Below are 13,405 nucleotides of genomic sequence, written 5' to 3' on the forward strand. Positions count from 1 at the left end.
GTCCCTTGGCAAGTGGTCAGACATCGCTGGGCAGAGCTTCAATGTGCACTTCGTCGGATTTTTTTCCAAGGGGGCAAACAAGGGAATTTCCGACTGTTTGTGTAGGGCATCTCCGAAACTGCGCCAATGGTGGCAAAACCTAGACTTACGTCCAATGGGCACCCTGTCCGTAGGGGTCGACCATGGCCGTAACGATCCGACAACAACAATTCGAAAAAGACTGCGGTAATGGTTATGAGTAAAGCGGACGCCTTCACCCAGGCAGGGAAAACCGCGGTATTGCAGAACATTCAGGGCACCCTGCAATTCCTTCAGCGCTTCCCGCCCTTCAATCAGATGGAACACGCCCACCTGGCTTATCTGGTGGAGCAATGTCAGCTGCGTTTCTACGGCCAGGGCGAGAGCATCATCAAACCCGCCGACGGCCCGGTCGAACACTTCTATATCGTCAAGCAAGGTCGGGTGGTCGGCGAACGTCAGCACATCACCAAGCCCGGCACCGAAACCACGTTTGAAATCACCACCGGCGAATGTTTTCCGCTGGCCGCATTGCTCGGCGAACGCGCGACGCGCACCGAGCACCTGGCCGGCGAAGACACCTTCTGCCTGCAACTGAACAAACTGGCGTTCATCAAACTGTTTGCCCTTTCCAACGCCTTCCGTGATTTCGCCTTGCGCGGGGTCAGCAGCCTGCTTGATCAGGTCAATCAGCAAGTGCAGCAGAAAGCCGTGGAAACCCTCGGCACCCAGTATTCGCTGAACACCCGACTGGGCGAACTGGCGATGCGTCACCCGGTAACCTGCAGCCCCGACACGCCACTGCGTGAAGCGGTGAAGCTGATGCACGAACAGCAGGTCGGCAGCATCGTTGCGGTGGATGAACACAAGGCACCGCTGGGGATTTTCACCCTGCGCGATTTGCGTCATGTCGTGGCCGAAGGCATCGGCGATTTCAGTGAGGCCATCGAGCGCCACATGACGCCTTCGCCCTTTTATCTGTCGCCGGATCACAGTGCTTTCGATGCGGCGATTGCCATGACCGAACGGCACATCGCCCACGTCTGCCTGGTCAAGGATCAGCGTCTGTGCGGCGTAGTCTCCGAGCGCGACCTGTTCTCGCTGCAACGGGTCGATCTGGTGCATCTGGCGCGGACGATTCGCAGCGCCCAGCGCGTCGAACAACTGGTCAGCCTGCGCGGCGAGATCGGCCAACTGGTCGAACGCATGCTCGCTCATGGCGCGTCGTCGACGCAGATCACCCACATCATCACCTTGCTCAACGACCACACCGTGTGCCGGGTGATCGAATTGACCCTCGCCGAAAAGGGCGATCCCGGCGTGCCGTTCAGCTGGCTGTGTTTCGGCAGCGAAGGCCGCCGCGAGCAGACGCTGCACACCGATCAGGACAACGGCATTTTGTTCGATGCGAGAGACGCAGCACATGCGGCGGAAATTCGCGGCAAGCTGCTGCCGATCGCCCAGCAGATCAACCAGAGTCTGGCGCTGTGCGGTTTCACTCTGTGCAAGGGCAACGTCATGGCCGGCAACCCCGAGCTGTGTTTGTCGCGAGCGGAATGGGCACGGCGCTTTGCGGCTTTTATTCGTGAGGCGACACCGGAGAATCTGTTGGGTTCGAGTATCTACTTTGATCTGCGCGTGGTCTGGGGCGATGAAACAAGCTGCGAACAATTGCGCCGGGGGATTCTCGATCAGGTCGGCGACAACCGTTTGTTCCAGCGCATGATGGCCGAGAACGCCCTGCGCAATCGTCCGCCAGTTGGGCGTTTCCGCGAGTTTGTGCTGGCGCGCAAGAATGGCGAGAAAGCCACGCTGGACCTCAAGGTGCAGGGGCTGACGCCGTTCGTGGATGGCGCACGATTGCTGGCGCTGGCCAACGGCATCGACGCCAACAACACCCTCGAACGTTTCCGTCAGTTGGTCGAGAAAGAAGTCATCGAGCGACTGGATGGCGCGGCGTATGAAGAGGCGTATCACTTCATTCAGCAAACGCGCATGCAGCAGCATCAACTGCAGACGCGGGAGAACCTGCCCTATTCCAACCGCGTCGACCCGGACAGCCTCAATCACCTCGACCGGCGCATCCTGCGAGAATCCCTGCGCCAGGCCCAGCGCCTGCAAAGCAGCCTGACGTTGCGGTATCAGCTATGAGCCTGTTCTCGTGGCTGCGCCCGGCGAGTGCGGTGGTGCCGGTGGATTTTCAGCAGCGTCTGGCGCAGCTGCCGACGATCACCGAACTGCGCGAATGCACGTTGCGCGAACAACGTTGGGTGGTGCTGGATCTGGAAACCACCGGGCTGAATCTGAACAAAGACCGTGTGCTGTCGATTGGCGCGGTGGTGATCGAGGACGGCGCGATCGACTTCAGCCAGCAGTTCGAACGCACGCTGCAATGTCGCGAATTGAAGCTCAGCCCCAGCGTGTTGATTCACGGATTGGGGCCGAATGCGATTGCCGCCGGCAGTGAGCCGGCCGAGGCGCTGCTGGAGTTATTGGAGTTTATCGGTGAAAGCCCAGTATTGGCGTTTCATGCGCCGTTCGATCAGCACATGCTCGGTCGCGCGTTGAAGGAACATTTGGGGCACAAGTTGCAGCAGGTGTTTCTCGATGTCGCCGACATTGCACCGCTGGTGTGTCCGCAGGCGCAGATTCGTGAGGCCGGGCTGGATGAGTGGATCGACTGGTTCAAGCTGGAAGTGTTCGAGCGACATAACGCGAGTGCCGATGCGCTGGCGACGGCGGAGTTGGCGTTGATTCTGTTCAGCCGGGCGCGGGGGCAGCAGATTCATAGTCCGTTGAATTTGCAGCAGCGGTTGAGTCAGTGGAAGCGGCGGCAGCAGGCGCCTTCGTTCTGAAGTTGAGTCAAGTCCAAGATCCATCCCCCTCACCCCAGCCCTCTCCCAGAGGGAGAGGGCTGGGGTGAGGGGTCTCGGGTTTTCCATCGACCTGAGAAATCGAGTCGATTATGGATTCAGCAGAAATCTTTCACGTCGGCGTATTGCGTCAATATCCCCCGATCGGTCCCCTCTCCCTCTGGGCGGTCCGACGTTTCGGGAGGGCTAGGGTGAGGGTCTGCCTTTAACCGCCCACCTGACCAGTGGCCAATTGCTAACCATTCCCACCTCTGCCACAATCGCGAACAATTCGCGTTAGTTAACATTTCCCAATCGGTGATGTCCGGTGTCGTCAGTCCCAAGCCCTAACAGTGAGCTCGTCGGTGCGATGTATCGCGACCATCGTGGTTGGCTGCTGGCATGGCTGCGGCGCAATGTGGCGTGCCCAGAGCGCGCCGAAGACCTGAGCCAAGATACCTTTGTGCGCCTGCTCGGTCGCGACGACATGCTGACACCGCGCGAGCCGCGGGCCTTTCTGGTGGCGATCGCCAAAGGTCTGCTGTTTGACTACTTCCGTCGCGCGGCGCTGGAACAGGCCTACCTCACCGAACTGATGCTGATCCCCGAAGGCGAACAACCCTCGGTGGAAGAACAGCAAATGATCCTCGAAGACCTCAAAGCCATCGACCGCTTGCTCGGCAAACTGTCGACCAAGGCCCGTGCCGCTTTCCTTTATAACCGCCTCGATGGTCTCAGCCATGCCGAGATCGCCGGGAAGCTCGGCGTTTCGGTGCCGCGCGTTCGGCAATATCTGGCGCAAGGCATTCGGCAGTGCTACATCGCTCTGTACGGGGAACCGACATGAGTCCGGCCAGTTCCAGACCGGTGCCGGCGCATGTGCTGGACGCGGCGATTGCCTGGCAACTGACCCTCGATTCGAGTAGTCCGCTGGAGCGAGAAGAGTTCGCCAAATGGCACGCGGCCCATGAAGAACACGCCCGCGCGTGGCGGCAACTGGGCATGCTCGATCAGCGTTTCAGTGTGGCTAAAGGCCCGGCACGCAGTGCCTTGCTACAGTCGCGCGAAGGCATTCGCCGACGGGTGCGCAAGCTTGGCAGTGGGTTGGCCAGCGTTGTAGTGATTGTTGGTTTGGGGTTGTTCGCCAGTGAACGGTTTATGCCGCTGGATTACTGGCTCGCCGATCAACGCACTGCTACGGGCGAACAGCGCACCGTGCGCCTGGCGGACGGCACTGTGCTGAATCTCAATACCCACAGTGCGGTGGATGTGCAGTTCGATGAGAAGCGCCGACTGATCGTATTGCAGGAAGGCGAAATTCTCGTCGAGACCGGTCATGGCGATGCACGGCCCTTTATCGTCGAAACCCGCGAAGGCAGCATGCGTGCCCTGGGTACGCGGTTTCTGGTCAAGCGTGAAGACGAAGGCACGCGTCTGAGCGTATTGCAGTCGGCGGTGGCGGCGCACCCGCAATCCAATCCTGAAGAACACATTCTCCATGAAGGCCAGCAAGTGCTGCTGCGCAGTGACGGGTTAGGCTCGATTGTCGCGCTCAATCCCGGCGCCGACGCATGGACGCGCGGCATGTTGGTGGTGGATAACGCGCGCCTCGGCGATCTGGTGCATGAGCTCGGGCGTTATCGTCGCGGGCATCTGGGCGTGGCGCCGGACGTGGCGGATTTACGGATTACCGGCAGCTTCCCGCTGCATGACACCGATAAAGCCTTGAGCGCATTGCTGCCAACCCTGCCGGTGCAGATCGAGCGGCATACGCCGTATTGGGTCACAGTCGCGAAGGCCGATATCAAGCCTGAGTGATGTGGCGGCTGAGCTATTGCTATCGCGAGCAGGCTCACTCCTACAGTTGAAATACGTTCCCCTGTAGGAGTGAGCCTGCTCGCGATGGCGTCATCCGCTACAACGCTATTTTCCCTAAATCGAAATTATTTTCATCCAGCCCTATCACTTTCTGCTTTTCATCCGGCACACAGGCAATTGAGAAATATTTCCATTCAGGAGCCGCCGTATGTCCCGTTCGCTAGACACCTTGTTGCGCCCCAGTCTGCTGGCCGTCGCCATCGCGCTCAGCGCACCGCTGATCAGCAGTCCGTTGCTCGCCGCTGAACAAGCGTCCAGCGTGCGCGCCTACAACCTGCCGGCGGCGCCACTGTCGACCACCCTGAACCAGATCGCCAGCCAGGGCGGCATCGCGCTGTCGCTGAATCCGTCGCTGGCGGCAGGCAAGACTTCGGCACCGGTCAACGGCCAGTACGATGCGGCAGGCGCTCTGCGCGCGGCGCTGCGTGGCACCGGTCTGCAACTGGAGCAAAGCAGCACCGGCACCTACACCCTCGTGGCCGTGCCTGAAGGAACGCTGGCCCTGCCGGAAACTTCGGTCATCGGCGTGGAAAACTTCGAAAGCGCCTGGGGCCCGGTCGAAGGCTACACCGCCACTCGCACCGCCGCTGGCAGCAAGACCGACACCGCGCTGGTCGAAGCACCGCGTTCGATCTCCGTCGCCACTCGCCAGCAAATGGACGACCGCAGCGTGCACAGTCTCGACGACGCTGTGCGCTACATGCCCGGCATCACCGCCAGCAGCTACGGCAGCGACACCCGCGCCGACTGGCTGCGTGTGCGCGGTTTCGAACCGACCCAGTTCCTCGACGGCCTGCCGCTGCCAAAAGGCGTGTACGCCAACCCGAAACAGGAAACCTGGAACCTCGACCGCCTCGCCCTGCTGCGCGGCCCAGCCTCCTCGGTTTACGGCCAGACGCCACCGGGCGGCCTGCTGGACATGGTCAGCCGTCGCCCAAGTGCTGAAGCCAGCAACGAAATCCAGCTCCAGTACGGCAGCGACAATCACCGCCAGATCAACTTCGCCAGCACCGGCAAGATCGATGACGCCGGCCAGTTTCTCTATGGCCTCAGTGGCGTAGTACGTGACAGCGGCACGCAGGTCGATCACGTCGACAACAAGCGCTACAACATCGCGCCGAGCCTGACCTGGAACATCGACGATGACACCAAGCTCACCCTGCTGAGCCAGTTCACCCGCGACGATACCGGCATCACCAGCCAGTTTCTGCCGATTCAGGGCACCAAGATCAAGTCACCGTTCGGTGATATTTCCCACCACAAGAATCTGGGTGATCCGGACTGGGAATATTACGACCGCACCTACTACGCGCTGGGCTATGCCTTCGAACATCGTCTGAACGATGTCTGGCAGTTCAAGCAGAACCTGCGCTACACCAAGTCGGATCTGTCGTTCCAGTCGCTGACGCCGGGTTCCTACCCGTTCGCGCAAGTTGACGATCAGGGCAACGTAAACCGCACCAGCACCAGCGTCGACGAAGACATCAGCCAGTTCGCCGTGGATAACAATTTCCAGGCCGACTTCGCCACCGGCGACATCCGCCACACCCTGCTGCTGGGCCTTGATCACCAGCGCAACAACACCAACTACACCTCGATCTTCGGTGACGGCCTGACCACCAACGTGATCACCCCGATCTACGGTCAGCCGATCGTGCGCCCGGCACGCTCGACGGCGTTTTACGATTACGACCAGAAGACCTACCAGACCGGCCTGTACATCCAGGACCAGATGGCCCTCGACCAGTGGCGCCTGACCCTCGGCGGCCGTGAAGACTGGGTACACACCAGCACCAAATTCCTCAACAAGGGTGATGCCACCAACACCCAGCGCGACAAGGCCTTCAGTGGCAACGCAGCGCTCAGCTACGTGTTCGACAACGGTTTCGTGCCGTACCTGTCGTACGCCGAATCCTTCCAGCCGACCACGGGCGCCGACGCTACTTCGACCGGCTCGCTCAAACCGACCGAAGGCAAGCAGTGGGAACTGGGCATCAAGTACCAGCCACCGGGCAGCAAAACCCTGCTGACCGCTGCCGTATACGACCTCACTCAGAAGAACGTTTCGGTCAACACCTTCGTCAACAACGTGTCGATCACCAGCCAGACCGGCGAAGTGAAAGTCAAAGGCCTGGAGCTGGAAGCGGTTTCCGACGTGACTGACAACCTCAAAGTCATCGCTGCCTACACCCTGGCCAAATCGGAAGTGCAGAATGGCGTCGACAAGGGCAATCGCCTGCAACTGATGCCGAACCAGCAAGCGTCGCTATGGACCGATTACACCTGGCACGCCGGCGTGCTCGACGGCTTCGGCATTGGCGGTGGCGTGCGTTACACCGGCAACACCTACGGCGACAAGGCCAACACCTGGCTGGGCAAGGCTGACGCCTACACCGTGTTCGACGCTTCGGTGCATTACGACCTCGGTCGTCTGGACAACAGCCTCAAAGGCGCGTCGCTGGCCGTCAACGCGACCAACCTGTTCGACAAGGAATACATTTCCACCTGCGACAGTTTCTACTGCTACTACGGCGACACGCGCAGTGTCGTCGCCAGCGCCACTTACAAGTGGTAAGCGATTGAGCTGAAACAGGCCCTGTGACCAGGCCGTCCCTCGTGGACGGTTTTGGTGTTTTTGAAGGTCATGAAATGAAAAGTAAAACAATCCGCCGCTGGTCGTTCGTGCACACCTGGACCAGCCTGATTTGCACCGTGTTTTTGTTGCTGCTGGCACTGACCGGTCTGCCACTGATTTTCCATCACGAGATCGAGCACCTGCTCGGCGATGCGCCTGAAGTGCGCGAGATGCCGGCGGACACGCCACGGCTGAATCTGGCGCAACTGGTCGAGGCCGCAGAAAAACATCGTCCCGACGAAGTCGTGCAGTACTTCGGTTTCGATGACGATGAGCCGAATGCCGTGCTGACGATCATGGCGAAAACTGCCGGCACCGAGCCGAATTCGTCGCACACCTTCATGCTCGATGCGCGTACCGGTGAAGCGCTGGAAACGCCGTCGGCCAACGGCGGCTTGATGCTGTTCATCCTGCGCCTGCACGTCGACATGTTTGCCGGATTGCCGGGTAAATTGCTGCTGGCGTTCATGGGGCTGCTGTTTGTCGTGGCCATCGTATCCGGGACGGTGCTGTATTTGCCGTTCATGCGCCGTTTGAAGTTCGGCACGGTGCGTCAGGACAAATCCACAAGGTTGCGCTGGCTCGACCTGCATAACCTGATCGGCGTGGTCACGTTGACCTGGGCGTTGGTGGTCGGCGTGACCGGTGTGATCAGCGCTTGCGCAGACCTGTTGATCGCCGCTTGGCGCAACGATGCACTGACTGCGCTGATCGAACCCTACCGCGATGCGCCACCGCTGACCCACCTGGCACCGGCCACGCGTTTGCTCGATATCGCCGCCGAAGTGGCACCGGACATGAAAGCGGATTTCATTGCCTTCCCCGGCACACGGTTTTCCAGCGAACACCACTACTCGGTGTTCATGAAGGGCGGTACGCACCTGACCTCGCATCTGCTGACGCCGGTGCTGATCGATGCCACCACGCTGCAGGTCACCGCCGTGGCCGAACGGCCGTGGTACATGGACGCCATGGGCATGTCGCAACCGCTGCACTTCGGTGACTACGGCGGCATGCCAATGAAAATCCTCTGGGCCACGCTTGATGTGCTGACCATCATCGTGCTCGGCAGTGGCGTGTATCTGTGGGTGGTGCGGCGCAAAGCGGCCAAGCCTGTGCTGGAAACGGCGGAGGCGTCTGCATGAAGCCACGTCAGTCGAATTTCTGGAAGGTATTCAGCACGCCGATCGTGATTGCGTTGCTCAGTGCAGCGGGGTTGTTTGCGGCGTTGCTTGGGGATGGGATTTGGGATGCGCTGAGCTGGGTCGGGCTCGGTGTGCCGGCATTTCTGGCCATAAGAGGATTGCTGCAGCGAAGCTGAAAAACCTTTGTAGGAGTGAGCCTGCTCGCGATAGCGGTGGATCAGTCAACATAGTTGTTGAATGTTATTACGCTATCGCGAGCAGGCGAAGGCCTACATTTGGATCGGCGCAAGGCTTGAGCTCGTGCACTGACAGGCTATGCTGCTCCCTCATCGTTCTGATCGAGACCCTGCCAATGTCCGCCCCCAGCATGACCCTGTACCACAACACGCTCTCCCCGTTCGTGCGCAAAGTGATGGTGTTGCTGCACGAAACCGGCCAGCAGGATCGCGTCACCCTGCAAGACTGCGTACTCAGCCCGGTCAGCCCGAGCGCCGAGCTCAATGTCGACAACCCGCTGGGCAAGATCCCTGCCCTGCGCCTGGCCGATGGCAATGTCATCCATGACAGCCGCGTCATCCTCGATTACCTCGACCAGCAGCACGTCGGCAACCCGCTGATCCCGCGCGAAGGTTCGGCGCGCTGGCGGCGTCTGACCCTGGCCTCGATGGCCGACGGGATCATGGATGCGTCGGTGATGGTGCGTTATGAAATGGTCCTGCGTGCTCCGGAAAAGCATTGGGACGAATGGCTCGAGGCCCAGCGCGACAAGATCCGCCGCGCCCTCGCTGTACTGGAAAAGGATGCGATTGCCGAGCTGACCAGCCATTTCGATGTGGCAGCGATCAGCGTGGCATGTGCGCTGGGTTACCTCGACCTGCGTTTCCCTGATCTGGGTTGGCGTGAGGCCAACCCGCAATTGGCCAACTGGTTCTTTGAAGTGAGTCAGCGACCGTCCATGATCGCCACGATGCCCAAGCCTTAAATCGGCGGCGCCTGTTCCGGCCTCTTCGCGAGCAGGCTCGCTCCCACATTGGTTTTGGGTGTGGCAGAGAACTCTGTTTCAGCACAAATCCTGTGGGAGCGAGCCTGCTCGCGAATGCACCACCTCGGTTCCGGCGGCAGCGCTGCAAAAATCAGTGTCACCAAAACCTCCACCTCTCGCTGATCTTCACGCAACCCGCTCATTGCATCGCCCCCACATCAAACTCCAACGGCTTGGCCGGCTTCTGCCCGATCCCGTACCAATCCAGTTTGCGCGTCAGCACCATAAACACGCCGAGCAGACCGAATAGCAGCAACGAGCCCATCAACAACGCGTAATCCTCGGCGCTCAGCAAGCCATAGAGCAGGCCGTACAGGGCCGCCAGCCCCGCCGAAAAGCTCAAGCCATGACGCACACTGCGCAACACATGGCAGACATAGAATCCGATCAACAGCACACAACCGCTGGCCGACAACAGATACGCCGGGGCAAAACCAATGTGCTCCGACAGCGACAGCAACAACAAATAAAAGAACGCCAGCGCCACACCGACCAACGCGTATTGCACCGGGTGCACGGCCAGGCTCTTGAGTACTTCGAACAGGAAGAAACCGGCGAACGTCAGGACGATGAACAGCAGCGCATATTTGATCGCCCGGTCGCTCTTCAGGTACTGATCCACCGGATCGATGAAGCTCACACCGAAGCTGCGACCGTTGAACGCCTCGCAATCATTGCCGCTCACGCAACGACTCATGGCGTCTTGCAGGTTGGTGGAGAAGAACGTGGTCTGCCAATCGGCGCTGAAACCCTGATCGTTGATCTCGCGTTTGCCCGGCAGGAAGTTGCCGACAAAACTCGGGTGTGGCCAGTTGGCCGTGAGGCTGACACTGCTGGTCTTGCCCACCGGCAGCACTTGCAACGAGCCGGTGCCCTGCAGGCGCAAATCGAAGCCAAAGCCAAGTTCCGTGGCTTTGCTGGTGTCGAGCAACGGCAGCGTCACCCGCACACCTTCACCGAGCCAGCCCACTTGAGTCCCCGGTACAAAGTCCAGACGCTGATCATCGAGCTCCAGTTTCAGCGCATTTTCGATGCCGCGAATGTCGCTGATGCCGACCGCGAGAAACGGCGCATCAAACTGGTAATCGCTGAAGTCTTCCTTGATGCCCAATTGCGCCGGCAATGAGAAATGGCCGTTGATGCGGTTATCGGCGTGGAACAGCCGCGCCTCATAAATACCCCGCGCACGCAGTTCGGTCTGCACCTGGCCGTCGAGTTCAAAACGTTCCGGCAGGAAGTACAAACGCCCGCGCTCTTCGCCCGGTTCGTCGTAACGCTGGTTGGTTTTGTCGTTGTTTTTCCAGTTGTGAATCACTTTGCGATACGGCACCACCATCACCGGCCCACTCAGTTGCTGGCTGGAGCTGGAACTGCGGGCGATGTCTTCGAGCACGCCATCACGCAACTGTTGGCGCTCGTCGATGACGCCGTCGATCATCAGCAGCGGGATCAGCAACAGCAGGATCAGCACGGCGATGGCGCCGAGCTTTATCGTCAGATTCTTGTTCATGGGACTCTCCCTGTTTGGATGGGGAAAGTCTGGTGGTGCTGTATGAGGGGAATGTGGGGGGAATATGGAGATTGTGTGGGGAATTCACTGGCCCTATCGCGAGCAGGCTCACTCCTACATTTGGAATGCGTTCCCCTGTGGGAGCGAGCCTGCTCGCGAAGGCCGCGCCTCGGTATCAAGGCAAGCGCAATATCACTTCAACACCGTTCTCGACATTGCGAATCTGCATAGATCCACCATGCAACTTGACCACTTCTTCAACGAAGTTAAGCCCCAAACCCGTGCTTTTTCGCCCACTGTCCGGGCGCGGCAACGAGTAGAAGCGCTCGGTCAGACGCGGCAAAGCGTAGTCCGGAATCGGCGCCGTTTCATTGAACATTCGAAATTCGATCTGCTCGCCAACCCGCTCGGCACTGAACCGCAGCAGCCCCTCAACCGGGGTGAAATCCAGTGCGTTTTCCAGCAGATTGCCCAACGCCTGACGCAACAGAAACGGCTCGCCAATCAGCAGCAGATCCGCCGCAATCGTCTGCTCGATGCGCAATTGCTTGCCCTCGATCCGCGCCGCCTGACCTTGCAATAACTCATCGACCAAGACCGTTAACGGCACCGCGACCCGTTCCTCCAGGCCCTGACGTTGCTCCACCTGCGCCAGATTCAACAACCGTTCGATCAACTGCTGCATCCGTGCACTTTCGCTGTCGATGTTGCCGACAAAGCGCAGCCGCTGAACCGGTGACATGTCCCCTTGCAGCAACTCCGCGGCGCCACGAATTGCCGCCAGCGGACTTTTCAGTTCATGGGTCAGCGTGTGCACGTAGCGCTCGACGTAAGCCTTGCCTTCCAGCTGCGTGCGCATCTGCTCCACAGCGTTAGCCAGTTGTTCCAGCTCGCCACCGCGATAGTGCGGCACTTCCGCCCGCCGGCCTTCGCTCACCGCTTGGGCATAACCGGTCAAACGGTGCAGCGCGCGGCTCAACCACCACGACAGCAACGCGCCAAACAACAGACCTAAACCAATCAAACCCGCGCCGTAAAACAGCAGACGCCGTTCGGTACGATCCACATAGGGCTGCAATGAACTGTTGGGTTTGGCCACAGTGACCACGCCGATAATCTGCCCGTTATCGCGAATTGGCGCGCCGACGTGCATCACTGACGAACTCGCGTCATCCGCATCGCTGCGGCTCGAACGGGCGCCGTACTCACCGCGCAGGGTCAGGTAGACGTCGTTCCAGCGCGAGTAATCCTGACCGACCGCAACGCCACTGGAGTCGAGCACGACTATTCCTTTGGCATCGGTGACGTAGATGCGATGGTTGACCTGATTTTTCGGCAAGCCCCAGATCGTCGCTTGCGGCTGACGATCACCATACGCGCGCAGCAACTCCGGCCAGCGGTTCTCGCTAAGGGTGCCAGCCTTGAAATCGTCACGGAGGATTTCCGCCATCAGGTTGGCGGTGTCGACCAGGGTTTCTTCGGTGGACTGACGCACGCCGGGACGGATTTCTTCCATCACCGTGTTGAGCACGAAATACCCGGTGAGGCCGACAAACAGCACATACACCAGAAAGATCCGCAGCCCCAGCGACATCAGCTGTGCCCCGGGCTGTAGCTGTAACCGAGGCCGCGATGGGTCTGGATCGGCTCGGCGTCGGCACGCACCAGACGCAGTTTGGCGCGCACGCTTTTGATGTGGCTGTCGATGCTGCGCTCGTAACCGGCGTCGGCCGCCACGCCCAACGCATCAAGCAGTTGTTCGCGACTGAACACCCGCTCGGGTTGTTCGAGCAGGCACTGCAACAGGCGGAATTCGTGGCGGGTCAGGCTTAACGTCTGGCCTCGATAGCTGATTTGTACGCGCTCGGGATCGATGCGAAACAGCGCCGAAGTGGCTTCAATCACTGGACGCGGCGCCATGCGCTTGAGGATGGCCTTGACCCGCGCCGCGACCTCTCGAGGGCTGAACGGCTTGACCACGTAGTCGTCGGCGCCAATCTCCAGCCCGACCACACGATCGATCTCGGCATCGCGGGCGCTGAGGAACAGCACCGGCACTTCGCTGAAGCGCCGCAGTTGCTTGCAGGTCTCGAAACCGCTGATGTCCGGCAGGCCGATGTCGAGGATGATCAGATCGGCCGGGGTCTGCCGCTGATGCTCCAGCGCTGCCGCGCCGAGGCTCAGCCACGTGGTGGTGAAGCCTTCGCCCTGCAAGGCAAAAATCAGCGTGTCGGCAATTGCCGCTTCGTCTTCGACAATCAGGATATGAGGCATGGCGTCCGAGCCCGTGGGTTAAGTGCGCGAACGGTGCCCCAAGCCTGACGT

Annotated in this window: 11 protein-coding genes; 8 read left to right on the forward strand and 3 right to left on the reverse strand. The window is 60.1% G+C overall.

What is annotated here, in order from left to right; translation table 11 throughout:
• Positions 1-234: 234 nt before the first annotated feature.
• From VY732_RS27215 to VY732_RS27250, 8 genes are all read left to right on the forward strand, one after another.
• Positions 235-2,169: a putative nucleotidyltransferase substrate binding domain-containing protein gene (locus VY732_RS27215; RefSeq protein ID WP_331692750.1), complete on the forward strand. Its 1,935-nt coding sequence runs from the start codon at positions 235-237 to the stop codon at positions 2,167-2,169.
• Complete coding sequence (locus VY732_RS27220; RefSeq protein ID WP_123594016.1) at positions 2,166-2,873, forward strand: 3'-5' exonuclease; 708 nt, start codon at positions 2,166-2,168, stop codon at positions 2,871-2,873. Before VY732_RS27215 ends, VY732_RS27220 begins: the two co-directional genes overlap by 4 nt.
• Positions 2,874-3,240: 367 nt before the next feature.
• Complete coding sequence (locus tag VY732_RS27225; RefSeq protein ID WP_331692751.1) at positions 3,241-3,717, forward strand: RNA polymerase sigma factor; 477 nt, start codon at positions 3,241-3,243, stop codon at positions 3,715-3,717.
• A complete protein-coding gene (locus VY732_RS27230) occupies positions 3,714-4,688 on the forward strand; it encodes a FecR family protein (protein WP_331692753.1) in 975 nt (324 codons plus the stop codon). Before VY732_RS27225 ends, VY732_RS27230 begins: the two co-directional genes overlap by 4 nt.
• Positions 4,689-4,896: 208 nt before the next feature.
• On the forward strand, positions 4,897-7,323 hold the full coding sequence (locus VY732_RS27235; protein ID WP_331692755.1) for a TonB-dependent siderophore receptor: 2,427 nt from the start codon (positions 4,897-4,899) through the stop codon (positions 7,321-7,323).
• 74 nt (positions 7,324-7,397) lie between these two features.
• Positions 7,398-8,528, forward strand: coding sequence for a PepSY-associated TM helix domain-containing protein (locus VY732_RS27240; protein ID WP_331692757.1), 1,131 nt, complete (start codon positions 7,398-7,400; stop codon positions 8,526-8,528).
• On the forward strand, positions 8,525-8,704 hold the full coding sequence (locus VY732_RS27245; RefSeq protein WP_077574808.1) for a hypothetical protein: 180 nt from the start codon (positions 8,525-8,527) through the stop codon (positions 8,702-8,704). The genes VY732_RS27240 and VY732_RS27245 overlap by 4 nt, the downstream gene beginning before the upstream one ends.
• 176 nt (positions 8,705-8,880) lie before the next feature.
• On the forward strand, positions 8,881-9,510 hold the full coding sequence (locus VY732_RS27250) for a glutathione S-transferase (protein ID WP_331692759.1): 630 nt from the start codon (positions 8,881-8,883) through the stop codon (positions 9,508-9,510).
• Between the two features lie 199 nt (positions 9,511-9,709).
• Here VY732_RS27250 and creD read toward each other — a convergent pair whose 3' ends face one another.
• The 3 genes from creD to creB all read right to left on the reverse strand — a co-directional run bounded on the left by creD (position 9,710) and on the right by creB (position 13,354).
• Positions 9,710-11,080 carry a cell envelope integrity protein CreD gene (creD, locus tag VY732_RS27255; RefSeq protein WP_331692761.1) on the reverse strand — a complete coding sequence of 457 codons (1,371 nt, stop codon included), beginning with the start codon at positions 11,078-11,080 and terminating at the stop codon, positions 9,710-9,712.
• A gap of 175 nt (positions 11,081-11,255) precedes the next feature.
• Positions 11,256-12,674, reverse strand: coding sequence for a two-component system sensor histidine kinase CreC (creC, locus tag VY732_RS27260; protein WP_331692762.1), 1,419 nt, complete (start codon positions 12,672-12,674; stop codon positions 11,256-11,258).
• Entirely contained in the window at positions 12,674-13,354 is a 681-nt protein-coding gene (gene creB, locus VY732_RS27265) for a two-component system response regulator CreB (protein ID WP_331692763.1), read from the reverse strand. The genes creC and creB overlap by 1 nt, the downstream gene beginning before the upstream one ends.
• Positions 13,355-13,405: the final 51 nt, after the last annotated feature.

This window comes from Pseudomonas sp. ZY71, assembly GCF_036542145.1.
Taxonomy (GTDB): Bacteria; Pseudomonadota; Gammaproteobacteria; order Pseudomonadales; family Pseudomonadaceae; genus Aquipseudomonas; species Aquipseudomonas koreensis_A.

Bases quoted from the DNA above. Each gene is read 5' to 3' on its own strand.
- VY732_RS27215 (WP_331692750.1), top strand. From the start codon at position 235: ATGAGTAAAGCGGACGCCTTCACCCAGGCAGGGAAAACCGCGGTATTG.
- VY732_RS27220 (WP_123594016.1), top strand. From the start codon at position 2,166: ATGAGCCTGTTCTCGTGGCTGCGCCCGGCGAGTGCGGTGGTGCCGGTG.
- VY732_RS27225 (WP_331692751.1), top strand. From the start codon at position 3,241: ATGTATCGCGACCATCGTGGTTGGCTGCTGGCATGGCTGCGGCGCAAT.
- VY732_RS27230 (WP_331692753.1), top strand. From the start codon at position 3,714: ATGAGTCCGGCCAGTTCCAGACCGGTGCCGGCGCATGTGCTGGACGCG.
- VY732_RS27235 (WP_331692755.1), top strand. From the start codon at position 4,897: ATGTCCCGTTCGCTAGACACCTTGTTGCGCCCCAGTCTGCTGGCCGTC.
- VY732_RS27240 (WP_331692757.1), top strand. From the start codon at position 7,398: ATGAAAAGTAAAACAATCCGCCGCTGGTCGTTCGTGCACACCTGGACC.
- VY732_RS27245 (WP_077574808.1), top strand. From the start codon at position 8,525: ATGAAGCCACGTCAGTCGAATTTCTGGAAGGTATTCAGCACGCCGATC.
- VY732_RS27250 (WP_331692759.1), top strand. From the start codon at position 8,881: ATGTCCGCCCCCAGCATGACCCTGTACCACAACACGCTCTCCCCGTTC.
- creD (WP_331692761.1), bottom strand. From the start codon at position 11,080: ATGAACAAGAATCTGACGATAAAGCTCGGCGCCATCGCCGTGCTGATC.
- creC (WP_331692762.1), bottom strand. From the start codon at position 12,674: ATGTCGCTGGGGCTGCGGATCTTTCTGGTGTATGTGCTGTTTGTCGGC.
- creB (WP_331692763.1), bottom strand. From the start codon at position 13,354: ATGCCTCATATCCTGATTGTCGAAGACGAAGCGGCAATTGCCGACACG.